This is a genomic window from Acinetobacter sp. LF10 (assembly GCF_048585715.1).
Taxonomy (GTDB): domain Bacteria; phylum Pseudomonadota; class Gammaproteobacteria; order Pseudomonadales; family Moraxellaceae; genus Acinetobacter.
Window position 1 is genome coordinate 2,321,493 of sequence record NZ_CP184160.1, and the last position, 19,781, is coordinate 2,341,273.

1 protein-coding gene and 1 pseudogene are annotated in these 19,781 nt (G+C 48.1%); both read right to left on the reverse strand.

Translation table 11 applies throughout. The features are described 5' to 3' along the window. Window positions 1–112 precede the first annotated feature (112 nt). Entirely contained in the window at window positions 113–17,797 is a 17,685-nt protein-coding gene (locus ACN19N_RS11280) for a BapA/Bap/LapF family large adhesin (RefSeq protein WP_420001347.1), read from the reverse strand. A gap of 401 nt (window positions 17,798–18,198) precedes the next feature. Next, window positions 18,199–19,698: pseudogene (locus tag ACN19N_RS11285) on the reverse strand (cation:proton antiporter). Between the last annotated feature and the right edge of the window lie 83 nt (window positions 19,699–19,781).

Consider the following 19,781-nt stretch of genomic DNA (forward strand, 5'->3'; position numbering starts at 1 on the left):
AGTATGTATTGTTAGAATTTTTAATTATTTCAATCAAGATACCACATATTTTTATGCTTTTAACAAAATCAAAAAAGAGAACCCTAGGGTTCTCTTTTTTAGGAATTAGTGTTTAAAGAACATGGAGTTGATTATTCGCAATCAAATCATTCAATGTTGTATCGACATCAATGGTAAGCAATGTCACGCTACTGTGAGCAGCACCGCCTGCACCATCTCTATCAATGCTAATTGTTGTTGTAGTGCCATCTGAACTTACACTCACAAAACCTGCTAACGAAGCAGCACTTCCGTTTCCTGTATATCCAACTAGAAGGTTAGAAATATCGATAATATCGGCATTTGGATCTGTTGCAGTATTACCCTCATGAAAACCATTCCAAGTGTCATGACCATTACCACCTGCATTGTCAGCATTATTCAACACATTAAAGATTAATGTATCTGCACCACCCGTAGCACTTTCCAATACATCATTACCAGATGTACTCGTAACGATATCATTTGATGAGCTAAGATTGAAGTGTTGTCCTAAAGAGATGGTCAATGTTGATTGAACTTCAGTTCCATCAAAAGACACCAGTTTATAATCGATTACATCTGTTGCAGATGAAACCACAATGTCACGTTGATAATAATATGAACCATCACTGTACATGTACAATGTGCCTTCGCCCGTATCAATACTTTGACCAGCAGCTAACTCATATAACCCAGAAACAGGATTTAATACATATAACTGAGTACCGACTGTAACATCAGCAATACCGCCAAGTGTATCTCCTTCTAAGATGTTTCCATGTATCCAATCGACTGTAGGACTTGTATTGGTAAATTGATCAACATAAGTAATATTCACATCAGCATTTGTACCAATCAACATCACAGCACCACCAATTAATGGGGTTTGGATTCTTGTTTGTACACGATAGTTACCTGCGATCAAATTCAAACTTGATAGGTCTATCGATGCAATTTCACCTAATGCTAGAACAACACCAGTATGAACATCGGTGGTTACATTTACCCATGTTGCTGGACCTGTTTGTCTTTGTAGTGCTAAGGTTACATTGGCATTACCTAGGCCTAAGGCATTGACACTTAAGATTCCAGATGGGTCCATGCTATTGGTTAAGGTAAAGGCCCCACTTGTATAAGTTTGCGTTGTTGCAATAACACCTAGTGTGTTACCACTCGCATTAAAGAAGTTATTGTTGACCACATTTTGTACATCCACTAATGAAGCTGCTGTATCAGGATTTGCTTGTGGAGCAGGAATAACCGCATCTAACGATGGATCAATTGGGTCCCATGTGAAGCTCACATCATTAGAACCGATTTGAATATGTAATGATGCAGTGCTATCAGCTAACCCATTGGTAGGATCAGACAAGGTATAAGTGAAACTATCAACCTTACCAATGTTTGCAGGATTCACAACTGGTTGATAACTATAGCTACCATCAGAATTAATGGTCAATGTACCATAGTTGCCGACAATCACCGTTGGAACACCCACAGTCACATTCAAGCTATTACTATTGCCAACCTCAGAAGAAGCGATATGAGTCACTGTTGTGGTTGATGTAATGAAATCATGATCATAGTTCATACCATATAGCGCAGAATTATCATCTGACATCACATTACCTGTTATCGCTGCACCAGTAATAACTGGAGCTTGGGTAATATCACCATGATTTAAAGTAATGTCTGCAGTCACGCTACCTAGAGCAGTCAGTAAAGTATTACTTTCCATAAACAAGGTGTATGTGCCAGCAGCTAAGTTTTTAGCTTCGAACTGAACTGTTGAGCCAAAGATACCTAATAAATCAAGCAAACCGTTGTTAGAACTATCTGCAACTACAGTGCTAGAACCATCTGGGTTAGTTCGAGTCAGAACTACGTGAAGACCATCAAGTAGTGTTCCAATAGAACCAAAGTTCACAGAAATTACAGCGTCGGTCAGATTACCTGGATCAACCGTAAAGTTTGCCGAACCACTTGAGCTACCAATCACTAATCCACCAACACCCAATAACCAACTATAACTAATTGCATTATTGAGATTTTCAACTGTTACTGGATACTGATAATCAATCGAAGCCACATCAACATTACTGAATGCATCTAAAGGTAATGGATCATTAATGACTGCAGGTTGAGATGGGTCTGCTGCATTCCAAGTCATATCAATCGTATTACTATCAAGATGTACATAGAATGTTGCATCCGAAGTATCACCAGTTATTGGATCAAATAGTGTGTAGGTAAATTGATCAACTTGACCAAGACCAGCCATATTTGCAGTTGGTGTATAAGTATAGTCACCATTTGGATAGATCACTAAACTACCGTAAGTTCCAGTAATCGTTGTTCCTGCTGGATCGATTGCGATGCTATTTACTTCACTGATGACCGTATTTGTAGTGGCAATATCAATATCACCATTCGTATTTGGATCTGAAATTAGATTGCCATGTACGGCTACAGCTTCATAACTATCAATAATATGTGGATTATAAACATCCATCGTACCAGTCAGAGTACCACCGAGGCCAACTCCGATAAGTCCGTCATAAGCCATAAATGCTCGATATGAACCTTCAGTTAAACCACCTATTTGTGCTGCTGGTGTTGAACCTAGTAATGTCAGATCAATGAACGAAGCATTTGTTCCACCAGTTATGGATTCCCACTGACCAGTAATATCATTGTATTTTTGAACAACGACTGTGTAATCACCTAATGCAGAAGCACCAAGTAAAGTACTGAAGGTGAAAGTTGCAACCCCTTCTAAATTATCTGCGACCGAGAATTCAATGGCATCTGTTCCAAGTAATTGGAAGTCAAGCCCAGCCAATGAAACGAGCGCGAGATAAGAAGAAGAACCTAAAGCAGCATCATTTTCCACTAACAATGGTTGAGGATCTAATTTAGCTTCTATTAAGTTATCAGCAGCTCTAATTGAACCAAGATCAATGTAAAGCGTCGCTTGAGCCAGATCTCCTGTTGCAGAATCAAGTAAGGTGTAATTGAACTGTTCTGTTTGTCCAATACCTGCACCATTAGGAAGTGGTGTATAGATATAACTACCATCTTGGTAGAAGGTAATTGAACCATAATCACCCGAGATAGTCGTTCCTGCCGCGCCAATTGAAACACCATCTACACTAGTTACATAAGTCGTTGGTGTTACGATATCGACATCACCACTAGAGTTTACGTCAGTAATTACATTACCTTGTGCATCACCAAGTTCATATCCACCCATTTGGGTCAAGTCATAAACATCCATTGTGCCAGATAAAGTACCGAGTACACTTGCACCGAGTAACCCATCAAAAGTCATAAAAGCACGATATTGTCCTTCATCTAAACCTTCTAGGATGGCACCAGGTGTTGCACCTATACCTAATAAACTTAAACTAATCAGAGAAGCATCACTGTCTCCATGCAATGACTCCCATTGACCAGTTGTCGTATTATATTTTTGAACAACTAGAAGGTAATCAGATAACAAGCTCGCATCAATTAAGGAACTATAGGTAAATGTTGCTGTTCCTTCTTGATTTGCACCGACCGTGAAACCTACTGAATTTGCTCCAAGTTGAAGATCTAACCCAACCAATGAAGTAAGGATGAAATAGCTTGCACTTCCTAATGCTTGATCATTAACCACCAATAAAGGTTGTGGGCTGATCACAGCATTATCAAAATTATCAAATGCTGCTAATGGATTTGCATCGACCGCTAAAGTACCTGTATCTAACCCAACATTTCCTGCTGGATCAGTTGCGGTTACAGTGACCGTATAACCTCCATCAGCTAAGGATGGCAATGTATTGTCAGCTAATGTCCAAGTTCCATCACCATTGTTAGTCGCTGTGTAATTTATACCATTCACAGTGACAACAATTGTTGCTGTTGGATCATCAGTCGTACCTGTTAATTGAGGCGTAGCATCATTAGTCGTTAAATCATCAAAGGTTACGGTTGGTGCTGTCACATCAATCGTTAATGTGCCCGTATCTGTTCCGATGTTACCTGCAGTATCAGTAGCAGTTACAGTCACTGGATAAGCTGCAATCGCCAACAACGGTAAGCTGTTGTCTGCTAAGGTCCAAGTCCCATCACCGTTATTGGTGGCGGTGTAGTCGGTACCGTTCACGTTCACCACCACGGTCGCGGTTGGGTCATCTATGGTACCGCTAAGCGCTGGGGTTTGGTCATTGCTGCTGAGATCGGTCAAGGTCACCACAGGCGCTGTAGTGTCCACGGTATAGCTTTGGCTGTCGTTGACGCTGCTGCTGTTGCCCGCAACATCGGTGAAGCTGACATTGGCATCGACCGTCAAGTCGTTGTCATTGGCCAAGTCACTGCCGCTGACATCCACACTCCAAGTCCCTGCAACGGTGTCTACGGTTGCGGTGTAGTCATTGCCATTCACCGTCACGGTAACTACCGTACTGCTTGCATCCGCTGGGATTCCAGTGAGCACCCCGGTGAGGGTCACGGTCGCAGCGCCTGCCTCTGTGCTGTTCAGTACGTTATCCGCAGTGATCGCATCAATGCTAAACACTGTCGTAGTGGTGCTTGGTGGCGTTAAGTCTATGCTTAAGCTGCCGGTATCTGTACCCACATTGCCCGCTGTGTCTGTTGCCGTCACGGTGATTGGGTAGTTCGCTTCTGGCAAGCTTGGTAAGCTGTTGTCTGCTAAGGTCCAAGTCCCATCACCGTTATTGGTGGCGGTGTAGTCGGTACCGTTCACGTTCACCACCACGGTCGCGGTTGGGTCATCTATAGTACCGCTAAGCGCTGGGGTTTGGTCATTGCTGCTGAGATCGGTCAAGGTCACCACAGGCGCTGTAGTGTCCACAGTGTAGCTTTGGCTGTCGTTGACGCTGCTGCTGTTGCCCGCAACATCGGTGAAGCTGACATTGGCATCGACCGTCAAGTCGTTGTCATTGGCCAAGTCACTGCCGCTGACATCCACACTCCAAGTCCCTGCAACGGTGTCTACGGTTGCAGTGTAGTCATTGCCATTCACCGTTACGGTAACTACCGTACTGCTTGCATCCGCTGGGATTCCAGTGAGCACCCCGGTGAGGGTCACGGTCGCAGCGCCTGCCTCTGTGCTGTTAATCACATTGTCTGTAGTGATCGCATCAATGCTAAACACTGTCGTAGTGGTGCTTGGTGGCGTTAAGTCTATGCTTAAGCTGCCGGTATCTGTACCCACATTGCCCGCTGTGTCTGTTGCCGTCACGGTGATTGGGTAGTTCGCTTCTGGCAAGCTTGGTAAGCTGTTGTCTGCTAAGGTCCAAGTCCCATCACCGTTATTGGTGGCGGTGTAGTCGGTACCGTTCACGTTCACCACCACGGTCGCGGTTGGGTCATCTATGGTACCGCTAAGCGCTGGGGTTTGGTCATTGCTGCTGAGATCGGTCAAGGTCACCACAGGCGCTGTAGTGTCCACGGTATAGCTTTGGCTGTCGTTGACGCTGCTGCTGTTGCCCGCAACATCGGTGAAGCTGACATTGGCATCGACCGTCAAGTCGTTGTCATTGGCCAAGTCACTGCCGCTGACATCCACACTCCAAGTCCCTGCAACGGTGTCTACGGTTGCGGTGTAGTCATTGCCATTCACCGTCACGGTAACTACCGTACTGCTTGCATCCGCTGGGATTCCAGTGAGCACCCCGGTGAGGGTCACGGTCGCAGCGCCTGCCTCTGTGCTGTTAATCACATTGTCTGTAGTGATCGCATCAATGCTAAACACTGTCGTAGTGGTGCTTGGTGGCGTTAAGTCTATGCTTAAGCTGCCGGTATCTGTACCCACATTGCCCGCTGTGTCTGTTGCCGTCACGGTGATTGGGTAGTTCGCTTCTGGCAAGCTTGGTAAGCTGTTGTCTGCTAAGGTCCAAGTCCCATCACCGTTATTGGTGGCGGTGTAGTCGGTACCGTTCACGTTCACCACCACGGTCGCGGTTGGGTCATCTATGGTACCGCTAAGCGCTGGGGTTTGGTCATTGCTGCTGAGATCGGTCAAGGTCACCACAGGCGCTGTAGTGTCCACGGTATAGCTTTGGCTGTCGTTGACGCTGCTGCTGCTGTTGCCCGCAACATCGGTGAAGCTGACATTGGCATCGACCGTCAAGTCGTTGTCATTGGCCAAGTCACTGCCGCTGACATCCACACTCCAAGTCCCTGCAACGGTGTCTACGGTTGCAGTGTAGTCATTGCCATTCACCGTTACGGTAACTACCGTACTGCTTGCATCCGCTGGGATTCCAGTGAGCACCCCGGTGAGGGTCACGGTCGCAGCGCCTGCCTCTGTGCTGTTAATCACATTGTCTGTAGTGATCGCATCAATGCTAAACACTGTCGTAGTGGTGCTTGGTGGCGTTAAGTCTATGCTTAAGCTGCCGGTATCTGTACCCACATTGCCCGCTGTGTCTGTTGCCGTCACGGTGATTGGGTAGTTCGCTTCTGGCAAGCTTGGTAAGCTGTTGTCTGCTAAGGTCCAAGTCCCATCACCGTTATTGGTGGCGGTGTAGTCGGTACCGTTCACGTTCACCACCACGGTCGCGGTTGGGTCATCTATGGTACCGCTAAGCGCTGGGGTTTGGTCATTGCTGCTGAGATCGGTCAAGGTCACCACAGGCGCTGTAGTGTCCACAGTGTAGCTTTGGCTGTCGTTGACGCTGCTGCTGTTGCCCGCAACATCGGTGAAGCTGACATTGGCATCGACCGTCAAGTCGTTGTCATTGGCCAAGTCACTGCCGCTGACATCCACACTCCAAGTCCCTGCAACGGTGTCTACGGTTGCGGTGTAGTCATTGCCATTCACCGTCACGGTAACTACCGTACTGCTTGCATCCGCTGGGATTCCAGTGAGCACCCCGGTGAGGGTCACGGTCGCAGCGCCTGCCTCTGTGCTGTTAATCACATTGTCTGTAGTGATCGCATCAATGCTAAACACTGTCGTAGTGGTGCTTGGTGGCGTTAAGTCTATGCTTAAGCTGCCGGTATCTGTACCCACATTGCCCGCTGTGTCTGTTGCCGTCACGGTGATTGGGTAGTTCGCTTCTGGCAAGCTTGGTAAGCTGTTGTCTGCTAAGGTCCAAGTCCCATCACCGTTATTGGTGGCGGTGTAGTCGGTACCGTTCACGTTCACCACCACGGTCGCGGTTGGGTCATCTATGGTACCGCTAAGCGCTGGGGTTTGGTCATTGCTGCTGAGATCGGTCAAGGTCACCACAGGCGCTGTAGTGTCCACAGTGTAGCTTTGGCTGTCGTTGACGCTGCTGCTGTTGCCCGCAACATCGGTGAAGCTGACATTGGCATCGACCGTCAAGTCGTTGTCATTGACCAAGTCACTGCCGCTGACATCCACACTCCAAGTCCCTGCAACGGTGTCTACGGTTGCAGTGTAGTCATTGCCATTCACCGTCACGGTAACTACCGTACTGCTTGCATCCGCTGGGATTCCAGTGAGCACCCCGGTGAGGGTCACGGTCGCAGCGCCTGCCTCTGTGCTGTTCAGTACGTTATCCGCAGTGATCGCATCAATGCTAAACACTGTCGTAGTGGTGCTTGGTGGCGTTAAGTCTATGCTTAAGCTGCCGGTATCTGTACCCACATTGCCCGCTGTGTCTGTTGCCGTCACGGTGATTGGGTAGTTCGCTTCTGGCAAGCTTGGTAAGCTGTTGTCTGCTAAGGTCCAAGTCCCATCACCGTTATTGGTGGCGGTGTAGTCGGTACCGTTCACGTTCACCACCACGGTCGCGGTTGGGTCATCTATGGTACCGCTAAGCGCTGGGGTTTGGTCATTGCTGCTGAGATCGGTCAAGGTCACCACAGGCGCTGTAGTGTCCACAGTGTAGCTTTGGCTGTCGTTGACGCTGCTGCTGTTGCCCGCAACATCGGTGAAGCTGACATTGGCATCGACCGTCAAGTCGTTGTCATTGACCAAGTCACTGCCGCTGACATCCACACTCCAAGTCCCTGCAACGGTGTCTACGGTTGCAGTGTAGTCATTGCCATTCACCGTCACGGTAACTACCGTACTGCTTGCATCCGCTGGGATTCCAGTGAGCACCCCGGTGAGGGTCACGGTCGCAGCGCCTGCCTCTGTGCTGTTAATCACATTGTCTGTAGTGATCGCATCAATGCTAAACACTGTCGTAGTGGTGCTTGGTGGCGTTAAGTCTATGCTTAAGCTGCCGGTATCTGTACCCACATTGCCCGCTGTGTCTGTTGCCGTCACGGTGATTGGGTAGTTCGCTTCTGGCAAGCTTGGTAAGCTGTTGTCTGCTAAGGTCCAAGTCCCATCACCGTTATTGGTGGCGGTGTAGTCGGTACCGTTCACGTTCACCACCACGGTCGCGGTTGGGTCATCTATGGTACCGCTAAGCGCTGGGGTTTGGTCATTGCTGCTGAGATCGGTCAAGGTCACCACAGGCGCTGTAGTGTCCACGGTATAGCTTTGGCTGTCGTTGACGCTGCTGCTGTTGCCCGCAACATCGGTGAAGCTGACATTGGCATCGACCGTCAAGTCGTTGTCATTGGCCAAGTCACTGCCGCTGACATCCACACTCCAAGTCCCTGCAACGGTGTCTACGGTTGCGGTGTAGTCATTGCCATTCACCGTCACGGTAACTACCGTACTGCTTGCATCCGCTGGGATTCCAGTGAGCACCCCGGTGAGGGTCACGGTCGCAGCGCCTGCCTCTGTGCTGTTCAGTACGTTATCCGCAGTGATCGCATCAATGCTAAACACTGTCGTAGTGGTGCTTGGTGGCGTTAAGTCTATGCTTAAGCTGCCGGTATCTGTACCCACATTGCCCGCTGTGTCTGTTGCCGTCACGGTGATTGGGTAGTTCGCTTCTGGCAAGCTTGGTAAGCTGTTGTCTGCTAAGGTCCAAGTCCCATCACCGTTATTGGTGGCGGTGTAGTCGGTACCGTTCACGTTCACCACCACGGTCGCGGTTGGGTCATCTATGGTACCGCTAAGCGCTGGGGTTTGGTCATTGCTGCTGAGATCGGTCAAGGTCACCACAGGCGGAGTTAAATCAATTGTGATCGTACCTGTATCGGTACCGACATTGCCCGCTAAATCAGTCGCAGTCACAGTAACGCTATAGCTGCCTTCTGCCAATGCAGCCAAGCTATTGTCGGCTAAAGTCCAAGTGCCATTGCCATTGTTGGTGGCTGGGTAGTTCACGCCATCTACATTGACCACGATGGTTGCTGTTGGGTCATTCACTGTGCCCGTCAAAGCTGGGGTTGCATCATTGCTCAACACGTCATCGACATTCACCAAGGGTGCAGTGACATCACTCGATACGGTGCCGCTGGCTGGTGCTGAGGTATTGCCCGCTGGGTCTGTCGCAGTTGCGGTAACGGTTTCTCCGTTGGTTAATCCACCCGGATTCGGTACAGTCCACGCCCCAGTCACTGGATCAGTCGCTGCTTGGGCAGTGCTGCCATCTGGGAAAGTTACCGTTACAGTTGAACCCGGTTCTGCTGTACCGTTAATCGGATCTGTTGCATTGATTGGATCAAGGACTGGTGCATTCGGTGCAGTGGTATCAATCGTTAATACCGCGGTATCCGTTCCAACATTGCCGGCTGCATCGGTAGCCGTGACGGTAATGGTGTGCGGTCCATCCGCAAGGTTGGGCAAGCTATTGTCGGCTAAAGTCCAAGTGCCATTGCCATTGTTGGTGGCTGGGTAGTTCACGCCATCTACATTGACCACGATGGTTGCTGTTGGGTCATTCACTGTGCCCGTCAAAGCTGGGGTTGCATCATTGCTCAACACGTCATCGACATTCACCAAGGGTGCAGTGACATCACTCGATACGGTGCCGCTGGCTGGTGCTGAGGTATTGCCCGCTGGGTCTGTCGCAGTTGCGGTAACGGTTTCTCCGTTGGTTAATCCACCCGGATTCGGTACAGTCCACGCCCCAGTCACTGGATCAGTCGCTGCTTGGGCAGAGCTGCCATCTGGGAAAGTTACCGTTACAGTTGAACCCGGTTCTGCTGTACCGTTAATCGGATCTGTTGCATTGATTGGATCAAGGACTGGTGCATTCGGTGCAGTGGTATCAATCGTTAATACCGCGGTATCCGTTCCAACATTGCCGGCTGCATCGGTAGCCGTGACGGTAATGGTGTGCGGTCCATCCGCAAGGTTGGGCAAGCTATTGTCGGCTAAAGTCCAAGTGCCATTGCCATTGTTGGTGGCTGGATAATTCACACCATCTACATTGACCACGATGGTTGCTGTTGGGTCATTCACTGTGCCCGTCAAAGCTGGGGTTGCATCATTGCTCAACACGTCATCGACATTCACCAAGGGTGCAGTGACATCACTCGATACGGTGCCGCTGGCTGGTGCTGAGGTATTGCCCGCTGGGTCTGTCGCAGTTGCGGTAACGGTTTCTCCGTTGGTTAATCCACCCGGATTGGCTACAGTCCATGCCCCAGTCACTGGATCAGTCGCTGCTTGGGCAGTGCTGCCATCTGGGAAAGTTACCGTTACAGTTGAACCCGGTTCTGCTGTACCGTTAATCGGATCTGTTGCATTGATTGGATCAAGGACTGGTGTATTCGGTGCAGTGGTATCAATCGTTAATACCGCGGTATCCGTTCCAACATTGCCGGCTGCATCGGTAGCCGTGACGGTAATGGTGTGCGGTCCATCCGCAAGGTTGGGCAAGCTATTGTCGGCTAAAGTCCAAGTGCCATTGCCATTGTTGGTGGCTGGGTAGTTCACGCCATCTACATTGACCACGATGGTTGCTGTTGGGTCATTCACTGTGCCCGTCAAAGCTGGGGTTGCATCATTGCTCAACACGTCATCGACATTCACCAAGGGTGCAGTGACATCACTCGATACGGTGCCGCTGGCTGGTGCTGAGGTATTGCCCGCTGGGTCTGTCGCAGTTGCGGTAACTGTATCTCCGTTGGTTAATCCACCCGGATTGGCTACAGTCCATGCCCCAGTCACTGGATCAGTCGCTGCTTGGGCAGAGCTGCCATCTGGGAAAGTTACCGTTACAGTTGAACCCGGTTCTGCTGTACCGTTAATCGGATCTGTTGCATTGATTGGATCAAGGACTGGTGCATTCGGTGCAGTGGTATCAATCGTTAATACCGCGGTATCCGTTCCAACATTGCCGGCTGCATCGGTAGCCGTGACGGTAATGGTGTGCGGTCCATCCGCAAGGTTGGGCAAGCTATTGTCGGCTAAAGTCCAAGTGCCATTGCCATTGTTGGTGGCTGGGTAGTTCACGCCATCTACATTGACCACGATGGTTGCTGTTGGGTCATTCACTGTGCCCGTCAAAGCTGGGGTTGCATCATTGCTCAACACGTCATCGACATTCACCAAGGGTGCAGTGACATCACTCGATACGGTGCCGCTGGCTGGTGCTGAGGTATTGCCCGCTGGGTCTGTCGCAGTTGCGGTAACTGTATCTCCGTTGGTTAATCCACCCGGATTGGCTACAGTCCATGCCCCAGTCACTGGATCAGTCGCTGCTTGGGCAGTGCTGCCATCTGGGAAAGTTACCGTTACAGTTGAACCCGGTTCTGCTGTACCGTTAATCGGATCTGTTGCATTGATTGGATCAAGGACTGGTGTATTCGGTGCAGTGGTATCAATCGTTAATACCGCGGTATCCGTTCCAACATTGCCGGCTGCATCGGTAGCCGTGACGGTAATGGTGTGCGGTCCATCCGCAAGGTTGGGCAAGCTATTGTCGGCTAAAGTCCAAGTGCCATTGCCATTGTTGGTGGCTGGGTAGTTCACGCCATCTACATTGACCACGATGGTTGCTGTTGGGTCATTCACTGTGCCCGTCAAAGCTGGGGTTGCATCATTGCTCAACACGTCATCGACATTCACCAAGGGTGCAGTGACATCACTCGATACGGTGCCGCTGGCTGGTGCTGAGGTATTGCCCGCTGGGTCTGTCGCAGTTGCGGTAACGGTTTCTCCGTTGGTTAATCCACCCGGATTCGGTACAGTCCACGCCCCAGTCACTGGATCAGTCGCTGCTTGGGCAGAGCTGCCATCTGGGAAAGTTACCGTTACAGTTGAACCCGGTTCTGCTGTACCGTTAATCGGATCTGTTGCATTGATTGGATCAAGGACTGGTGCATTCGGTGCAGTGGTATCAATCGTTAATACCGCGGTATCCGTTCCAACATTGCCGGCTGCATCGGTAGCCGTGACGGTAATGGTGTGCGGTCCATCCGCAAGGTTGGGCAAGCTATTGTCGGCTAAAGTCCAAGTGCCATTGCCATTGTTGGTGGCTGGGTAGTTCACGCCATCTACATTGACCACGATGGTTGCTGTTGGGTCATTCACTGTGCCCGTCAAAGCTGGGGTTGCATCATTGCTCAACACGTCATCGACATTCACCAAGGGTGCAGTGACATCACTCGATACGGTGCCGCTGGCTGGTGCTGAGGTATTGCCCGCTGGGTCTGTCGCAGTTGCGGTAACTGTATCTCCGTTGGTTAATCCACCCGGATTGGCTACAGTCCATGCCCCAGTCACTGGATCAGTCGCTGCTTGGGCAGTGCTGCCATCTGGGAAAGTTACCGTTACAGTTGAACCCGGTTCTGCTGTACCGTTAATCGGATCTGTTGCATTGATTGGATCAAGGACTGGTGTATTCGGTGCAGTGGTATCAATCGTTAATACCGCGGTATCCGTTCCAACATTGCCGGCTGCATCGGTAGCCGTGACGGTAATGGTGTGCGGTCCATCCGCAAGGTTGGGCAAGCTATTGTCGGCTAAAGTCCAAGTGCCATTGCCATTGTTGGTGGCTGGGTAGTTCACGCCATCTACATTGACCACGATGGTTGCTGTTGGGTCATTCACTGTGCCCGTCAAAGCTGGGGTTGCATCATTGCTCAACACGTCATCGACATTCACCAAGGGTGCAGTGACATCACTCGATACGGTGCCGCTGGCTGGTGCTGAGGTATTGCCCGCTGGGTCTGTCGCAGTTGCGGTAACTGTATCTCCGTTGGTTAATCCACCCGGATTGGCTACAGTCCATGCCCCAGTCACTGGATCAGTCGCTGCTTGGGCAGTGCTGCCATCTGGGAAAGTTACCGTTACAGTTGAACCCGGTTCTGCTGTACCGTTAATCGGATCTGTTGCATTGATTGGATCAAGGACTGGTGTATTCGGTGCAGTGGTATCAATCGTTAATACCGCGGTATCCGTTCCAACATTGCCGGCTGCATCGGTAGCCGTGACGGTAATGGTGTGCGGTCCATCCGCAAGGTTGGGCAAGCTATTGTCGGCTAAAGTCCAAGTGCCATTGCCATTGTTGGTGGCTGGGTAGTTCACGCCATCTACATTGACCACGATGGTTGCTGTTGGGTCATTCACTGTGCCCGTCAAAGCTGGGGTTGCATCATTGCTCAACACGTCATCGACATTCACCAAGGGTGCAGTGACATCACTCGATACGGTGCCGCTGGCTGGTGCTGAGGTATTGCCCGCTGGGTCTGTCGCAGTTGCGGTAACGGTTTCTCCGTTGGTTAATCCACCCGGATTCGGTACAGTCCACGCCCCAGTCACTGGATCAGTCGCTGCTTGGGCAGAGCTGCCATCTGGGAAAGTTACCGTTACAGTTGAACCCGGTTCTGCTGTACCGTTAATCGGATCTGTTGCATTGATTGGATCAAGGACTGGTGCATTCGGTGCAGTGGTATCAATCGTTAATACCGCGGTATCCGTTCCAACATTGCCGGCTGCATCGGTAGCCGTGACGGTAATGGTGTGCGGTCCATCCGCAAGGTTGGGCAAGCTATTGTCGGCTAAAGTCCAAGTGCCATTGCCATTGTTGGTGGCTGGGTAGTTCACGCCATCTACATTGACCACGATGGTTGCTGTTGGGTCATTCACTGTGCCCGTCAAAGCTGGGGTTGCATCATTGCTCAACACGTCATCGACATTCACCAAGGGTGCAGTGACATCACTCGATACGGTGCCGCTGGCTGGTGCTGAGGTATTGCCCGCTGGGTCTGTCGCAGTTGCGGTAACGGTTTCTCCGTTGGTTAATCCACCCGGATTCGGTACAGTCCACGCCCCAGTCACTGGATCAGTCGCTGCTTGGGCAGAGCTGCCATCTGGGAAAGTTACCGTTACAGTTGAACCCGGTTCTGCTGTACCGTTAATCGGATCTGTTGCATTGATTGGATCAAGGACTGGTGTATTCGGTGCAGTGGTATCAATCGTTAATACCGCGGTATCCGTTCCAACATTGCCGGCTGCATCGGTAGCCGTGACGGTAATGGTGTGCGGTCCATCCGCAAGGTTGGGCAAGCTATTGTCGGCTAAAGTCCAAGTGCCATTGCCATTGTTGGTGGCTGGGTAGTTCACGCCATCTACATTGACCACGATGGTTGCTGTTGGGTCATTCACTGTGCCCGTCAAAGCTGGGGTTGCATCATTGCTCAACACGTCATCGACATTCACCAAGGGTGCAGTGACATCACTCGATACGGTGCCGCTGGCTGGTGCTGAGGTATTGCCCGCTGGGTCTGTCGCAGTTGCGGTAACGGTTTCTCCGTTGGTTAATCCACCCGGATTCGGTACAGTCCACGCCCCAGTCACTGGATCAGTCGCTGCTTGGGCAGAGCTGCCATCTGGGAAAGTTACCGTTACAGTTGAACCCGGTTCTGCTGTACCGTTAATCGGATCTGTTGCATTGATTGGATCAAGGACTGGTGCATTCGGTGCAGTGGTATCAATCGTTAATACCGCGGTATCCGTTCCAACATTGCCGGCTGCATCGGTAGCCGTGACGGTAATGGTGTGCGGTCCATCCGCAAGGTTGGGCAAGCTATTGTCGGCTAAAGTCCAAGTGCCATTGCCATTGTTGGTGGCTGGGTAGTTCACGCCATCTACATTGACCACGATGGTTGCTGTTGGGTCATTCACTGTGCCCGTCAAAGCTGGGGTTGCATCATTGCTCAACACGTCATCGACATTCACCAAGGGTGCAGTGACATCACTCGATACGGTGCCGCTGGCTGGTGCTGAGGTATTGCCCGCTGGGTCTGTCGCAGTTGCGGTAACGGTTTCTCCGTTGGTTAATCCACCCGGATTCGGTACAGTCCACGCCCCAGTCACTGGATCAGTCGCTGCTTGGGCAGAGCTGCCATCTGGGAAAGTTACCGTTACAGTTGAACCCGGTTCTGCTGTACCGTTAATCGGATCTGTTGCATTGATTGGATCAAGGACTGGTGTATTCGGTGCAGTGGTATCAATCGTTAATACCGCGGTATCCGTTCCAACATTGCCGGCTGCATCGGTAGCCGTGACGGTAATGGTGTGCGGTCCATCCGCAAGGTTGGGCAAGCTATTGTCGGCTAAAGTCCAAGTGCCATTGCCATTGTTGGTGGCTGGGTAGTTCACGCCATCTACATTGACCACGATGGTTGCTGTTGGGTCATTCACTGTGCCCGTCAAAGCTGGGGTTGCATCATTGCTCAACACGTCATCGACATTCACCAAGGGTGCAGTGACATCACTCGATACGGTGCCGCTGGCTGGTGCTGAGGTATTGCCCGCTGGGTCTGTCGCAGTTGCGGTAACGGTTTCTCCGTTGGTTAATCCACCCGGATTCGGTACAGTCCACGCCCCAGTCACTGGATCAGTCGCTGCTTGGGCAGAGCTGCCATCTGGGAAAGTTACCGTTACAGTTGAACCCGGTTCTGCTGTACCGTTAATCGGATCTGTTGCATTGATTGGATCAAGGACTGGTGCATTCGGTGCAGTGGTATCAATCGTTAATACCGCGGTATCCGTTCCAACATTGCCTGCTGCATCGGTAGCCGTGACGGTAATGGTGTGCGGTCCATCCGCAAGGTTGGGTAAGCTATTGTCTGCTAAAGTCCAAGTGCCATTGCCATTGTTGGTGGCTGGATAATTCACACCATCTACATTGACCACGATGGTTGCTGTTGGGTCATTCACTGTGCCCGTCAAAGCTGGGGTTGCATCATTGCTCAACACGTCATCGACATTCACCAAGGGTGCAGTGACATCACTCGATACGGTGCCGCTGGCTGGTGCTGAGGTATTGCCCGCTGGGTCTGTCGCAGTTGCTGTAACGGTATCTCCGTTATTTAAACCCGGATTTGGCACAGTCCAACTACCGTCTGGTCCCGCAACTACAACTGCTGTACCTCCACCCGGGAAAGTTACCGTTACGGTTGAACCCGGTTCTGCTGTACCGGTGATCGGATCTGTTGCATTGATTGGATTAATATCTGGTGCATTTGGTGCAGTCACATCCACACCATAGCTTTGGCTATCGTTAACTGTGCTGCTATTCCCTGCCGCATCTGTGAATTTCACAGTGGCATCAATAACTTTATCTCCATCTGCCAATAAGCCACTGCCCGGTACATTCACACTCCATGTACCATTCGCAGTGTTTACAGTCGCGTTATAACTGACACCATTCACAACCACCGTCACTACTGTAGTCGCTGCATCGGCGGGGATATTCGTTAACGTTCCCGTAATGGTGACATTACTTGATGATTCAGCAATATTGATCACATTGTCCACAGTGACTGGATTGATATTGAATCCAACATTATCTGTTACTGGGCTAAGCGTATCGACTATTTCTGTCGCTGGTTGTGATGGGTTTCCTGCTGGATCAGTCGCAGTTGCTGTAACGGTATCTCCGTTATTTAAACCCGGATTTGGCACAGTCCAACTACCGTCTGGTCCCGCAATTACAACTGCTGTACCTCCACCCGGGAAGGTCACGGTCACGGTTGAACCCGGTTCTGCTGTACCGGTGATCGGATCTGTTGCATTGATTGGATTAATATCTGGTGCATTTGGTGCAGTCACATCCACACCATAGCTTTGGCTATCGTTAACTGTGCTGCTATTCCCTGCCGCATCTGTGAATTTCACAGTGGCATCAATAACTTTATCTCCATCTGCCAATAAGCCACTGCCCGGTACATTCACACTCCATGTACCATTCGCAGTGTTTACAGTCGCGTTATAACTGACACCATTCACAACCACCGTCACTACTGTAGTCGCTGCATCGGCGGGGATATTCGTTAACGTTCCCGTAATGGTGACATTACTTGATGATTCAGCAATATTGATCACATTGTCCACAGTGACTGGATTGATATTGAATCCAACATTACTTGTATTCGGTGGCATAGTATCTGTAGGATTATTATTATTTCCACCACCGCCTGCAGCCGCAGCAATACCACCGGCTGCAAGAGGGATAGCCCATAACCAAGGGCTCAATCCGGCTTCATGATAAAGTAAGGGTTCAACAGATTGAATTGATTGAAAAACAAAATCTGAAACTGGCGCTTGTGCAACTTCAGGAACTGCTGCTGGTGTTTCTTCTAAATAAACTGCACCTTCATGGTCAGAATCACTATCTGCATCTGCATCACTATCTGCATCTGCATCATTTTCCGCATCTTTAAATCTTGCCCAAATGAGCTGACCATTTTCCCCTTGAAATACAAGGCTATTATCTAAGCTAGCACTCTCGCTGAAGAAATTTTGAATTACGATCATTTCTCCATTTTTTAATAGAACAACAGCATTCGTTCCATCTCTTTTCACTGCCGAAATATCAGTTGTAGGAATCTTAACTAATACAACTGTCGGCTCAGAAGATGATAGTGAAGCTGTTTTTGCCGTCGTATTTACAAGGATTTTATGACTTTCCTTGGAAATAATTTGTATTTCAGCCATGATTAAACTCCTTATTATAAGTTATTAATTTCCAACTAGTTTTTAATTAAGTTGTTACTTTAGATTTAAGTTATTGTTTCTAGCAACATACTTCACAACATTACTTTAAATCAAATATAAAAAATGTTAAATAGCTCACAAAAACCATGTATTAAACAATTACATTGACACAATTAATTACAGCAAAATAAACAATTGATTTTTAAATAAAAAATATTTAAAAAACCTTTTTAATAGTTATTAAAATTACATTTCTTAATAAATATATAAAATAATATTAATTAGTTCCTAAAAAGAACTTTAAGATCGGTTAAAATAATTTTTAGAAATTTTAAAACCATAATATAAAAAAGCCTTTAATATTAACTAAAGGCTTTTTATCAAAAGAATAAAATATAATATTAAAAATTATTGGGATTTTCTAAACGTCTTACTTCATCTCTTTTATTTGGGTGGTGAACTGTTGCCACACCATCATCCGATTTTTGATCTAATAGAATTTCTGGATTGTAAATTGTTATTATTTCTTTACCTAAAGCATCTTCATCAACGATATATTTAAAACCACGTCGGTTCATTTTATTACACATCTGTTAATAAAAACCTTTTAGCCCCTCTGTTTGCTCATTTGGATTATAATAAAAAGTATTCATGACAGCGGGTAAGCCTAAGCCACACACAACGCCAGATAAAAGTACACTAATAAAAGTATATCCAATTAAGATACTGCTATAAGGACTGAGCTGAGGAATGTTCGCAACAGCTAAAATTAAAGCCAATGAAATACCCCCACGGACGCCACCCCATGACAGAATAGTTAAACTACCATTGTAACTTTTGTATCGAAATGAAGGAAATAAAGCAAAAGCTGAGAAATTCGCTGCGAATCGTGAAAAATGAAGAATTAAGAAAGAAACAATTCCACCAATAATTAAATTTACACTTAAATCTAAAATAAATAATTCTAAACCAATCAATGTAAATAGAAATGAATTAATAATGCCTTCAACTGTATGCCAGAAATGATTTACTTCACGAATTTCACGTTGTTCACGGATTTCTTGCCATTTATTCCCAACAATTAAACCGCCAATTACACAAGCAATTGGCGCAGATGCATGCGCAAATAACGCAACTAGATATGAACCACTCGCAAGTAATGCAGTCGTTAAAATTAGCGACTCCATCTCATGCTTACCACGCAATAACCGCAAAATTCCAAAGCCAAATGCGAAACCAATAATCACTGCGACAAAAATTTCATATAATAATGTTTCAACAGTCGCAAGCAATGAGAAGTGCTCACCTTGTAAAACTTTCAGTAAAGTCATGAACAAAGCGATACACATCGCATCGTTAAATAAAGATTCACCTTCTAGTTTTACAATCAAGTGATGAGGTGCACGAATGGAACTTAATACGCCTTTAATTCCAATGGGATCGGTTGCTCCCAAAGCCGCGCCGAGGAGCAATAAAACTGAAATCGGAACAGGATAGCCCACTGCCCATTGGAAAAAATATAAAATTCCCGCATAAAAACCGGCACATAATACTAAAGCAATCGTTGCTAATATACTGATTGGCTTCCAGTAATTACGTAGATCTGAAATTTTAAACTTTAAAGCAGAAGACGTTAGGATAAAGCAAATTACACCATTAATTAAAAAATCATAAAAATCAATTTCGCGTACTGCGGCTTCAATATTATGAATATTAATCGTAATAAACTCATTTCCATTTAATAAGCTGGCTCCCCACTGTAAAATAAAGACAAAAATTGCTGACACAATTGGTACACCAATTGCCTGTGGGAATCCTAAAATTCTTTTATTAAAAATGGTCGTTGCAATGGATAATGCAAAAATTACGGTTAATGCCTGTAATAGAAAATAATTCCCCATACAACCTCTTACTTATTTTCAATAAGATACGTTACTTAAATTTTAAAATTTAATGCCGATAAAATTTATGAATGGATTATTCT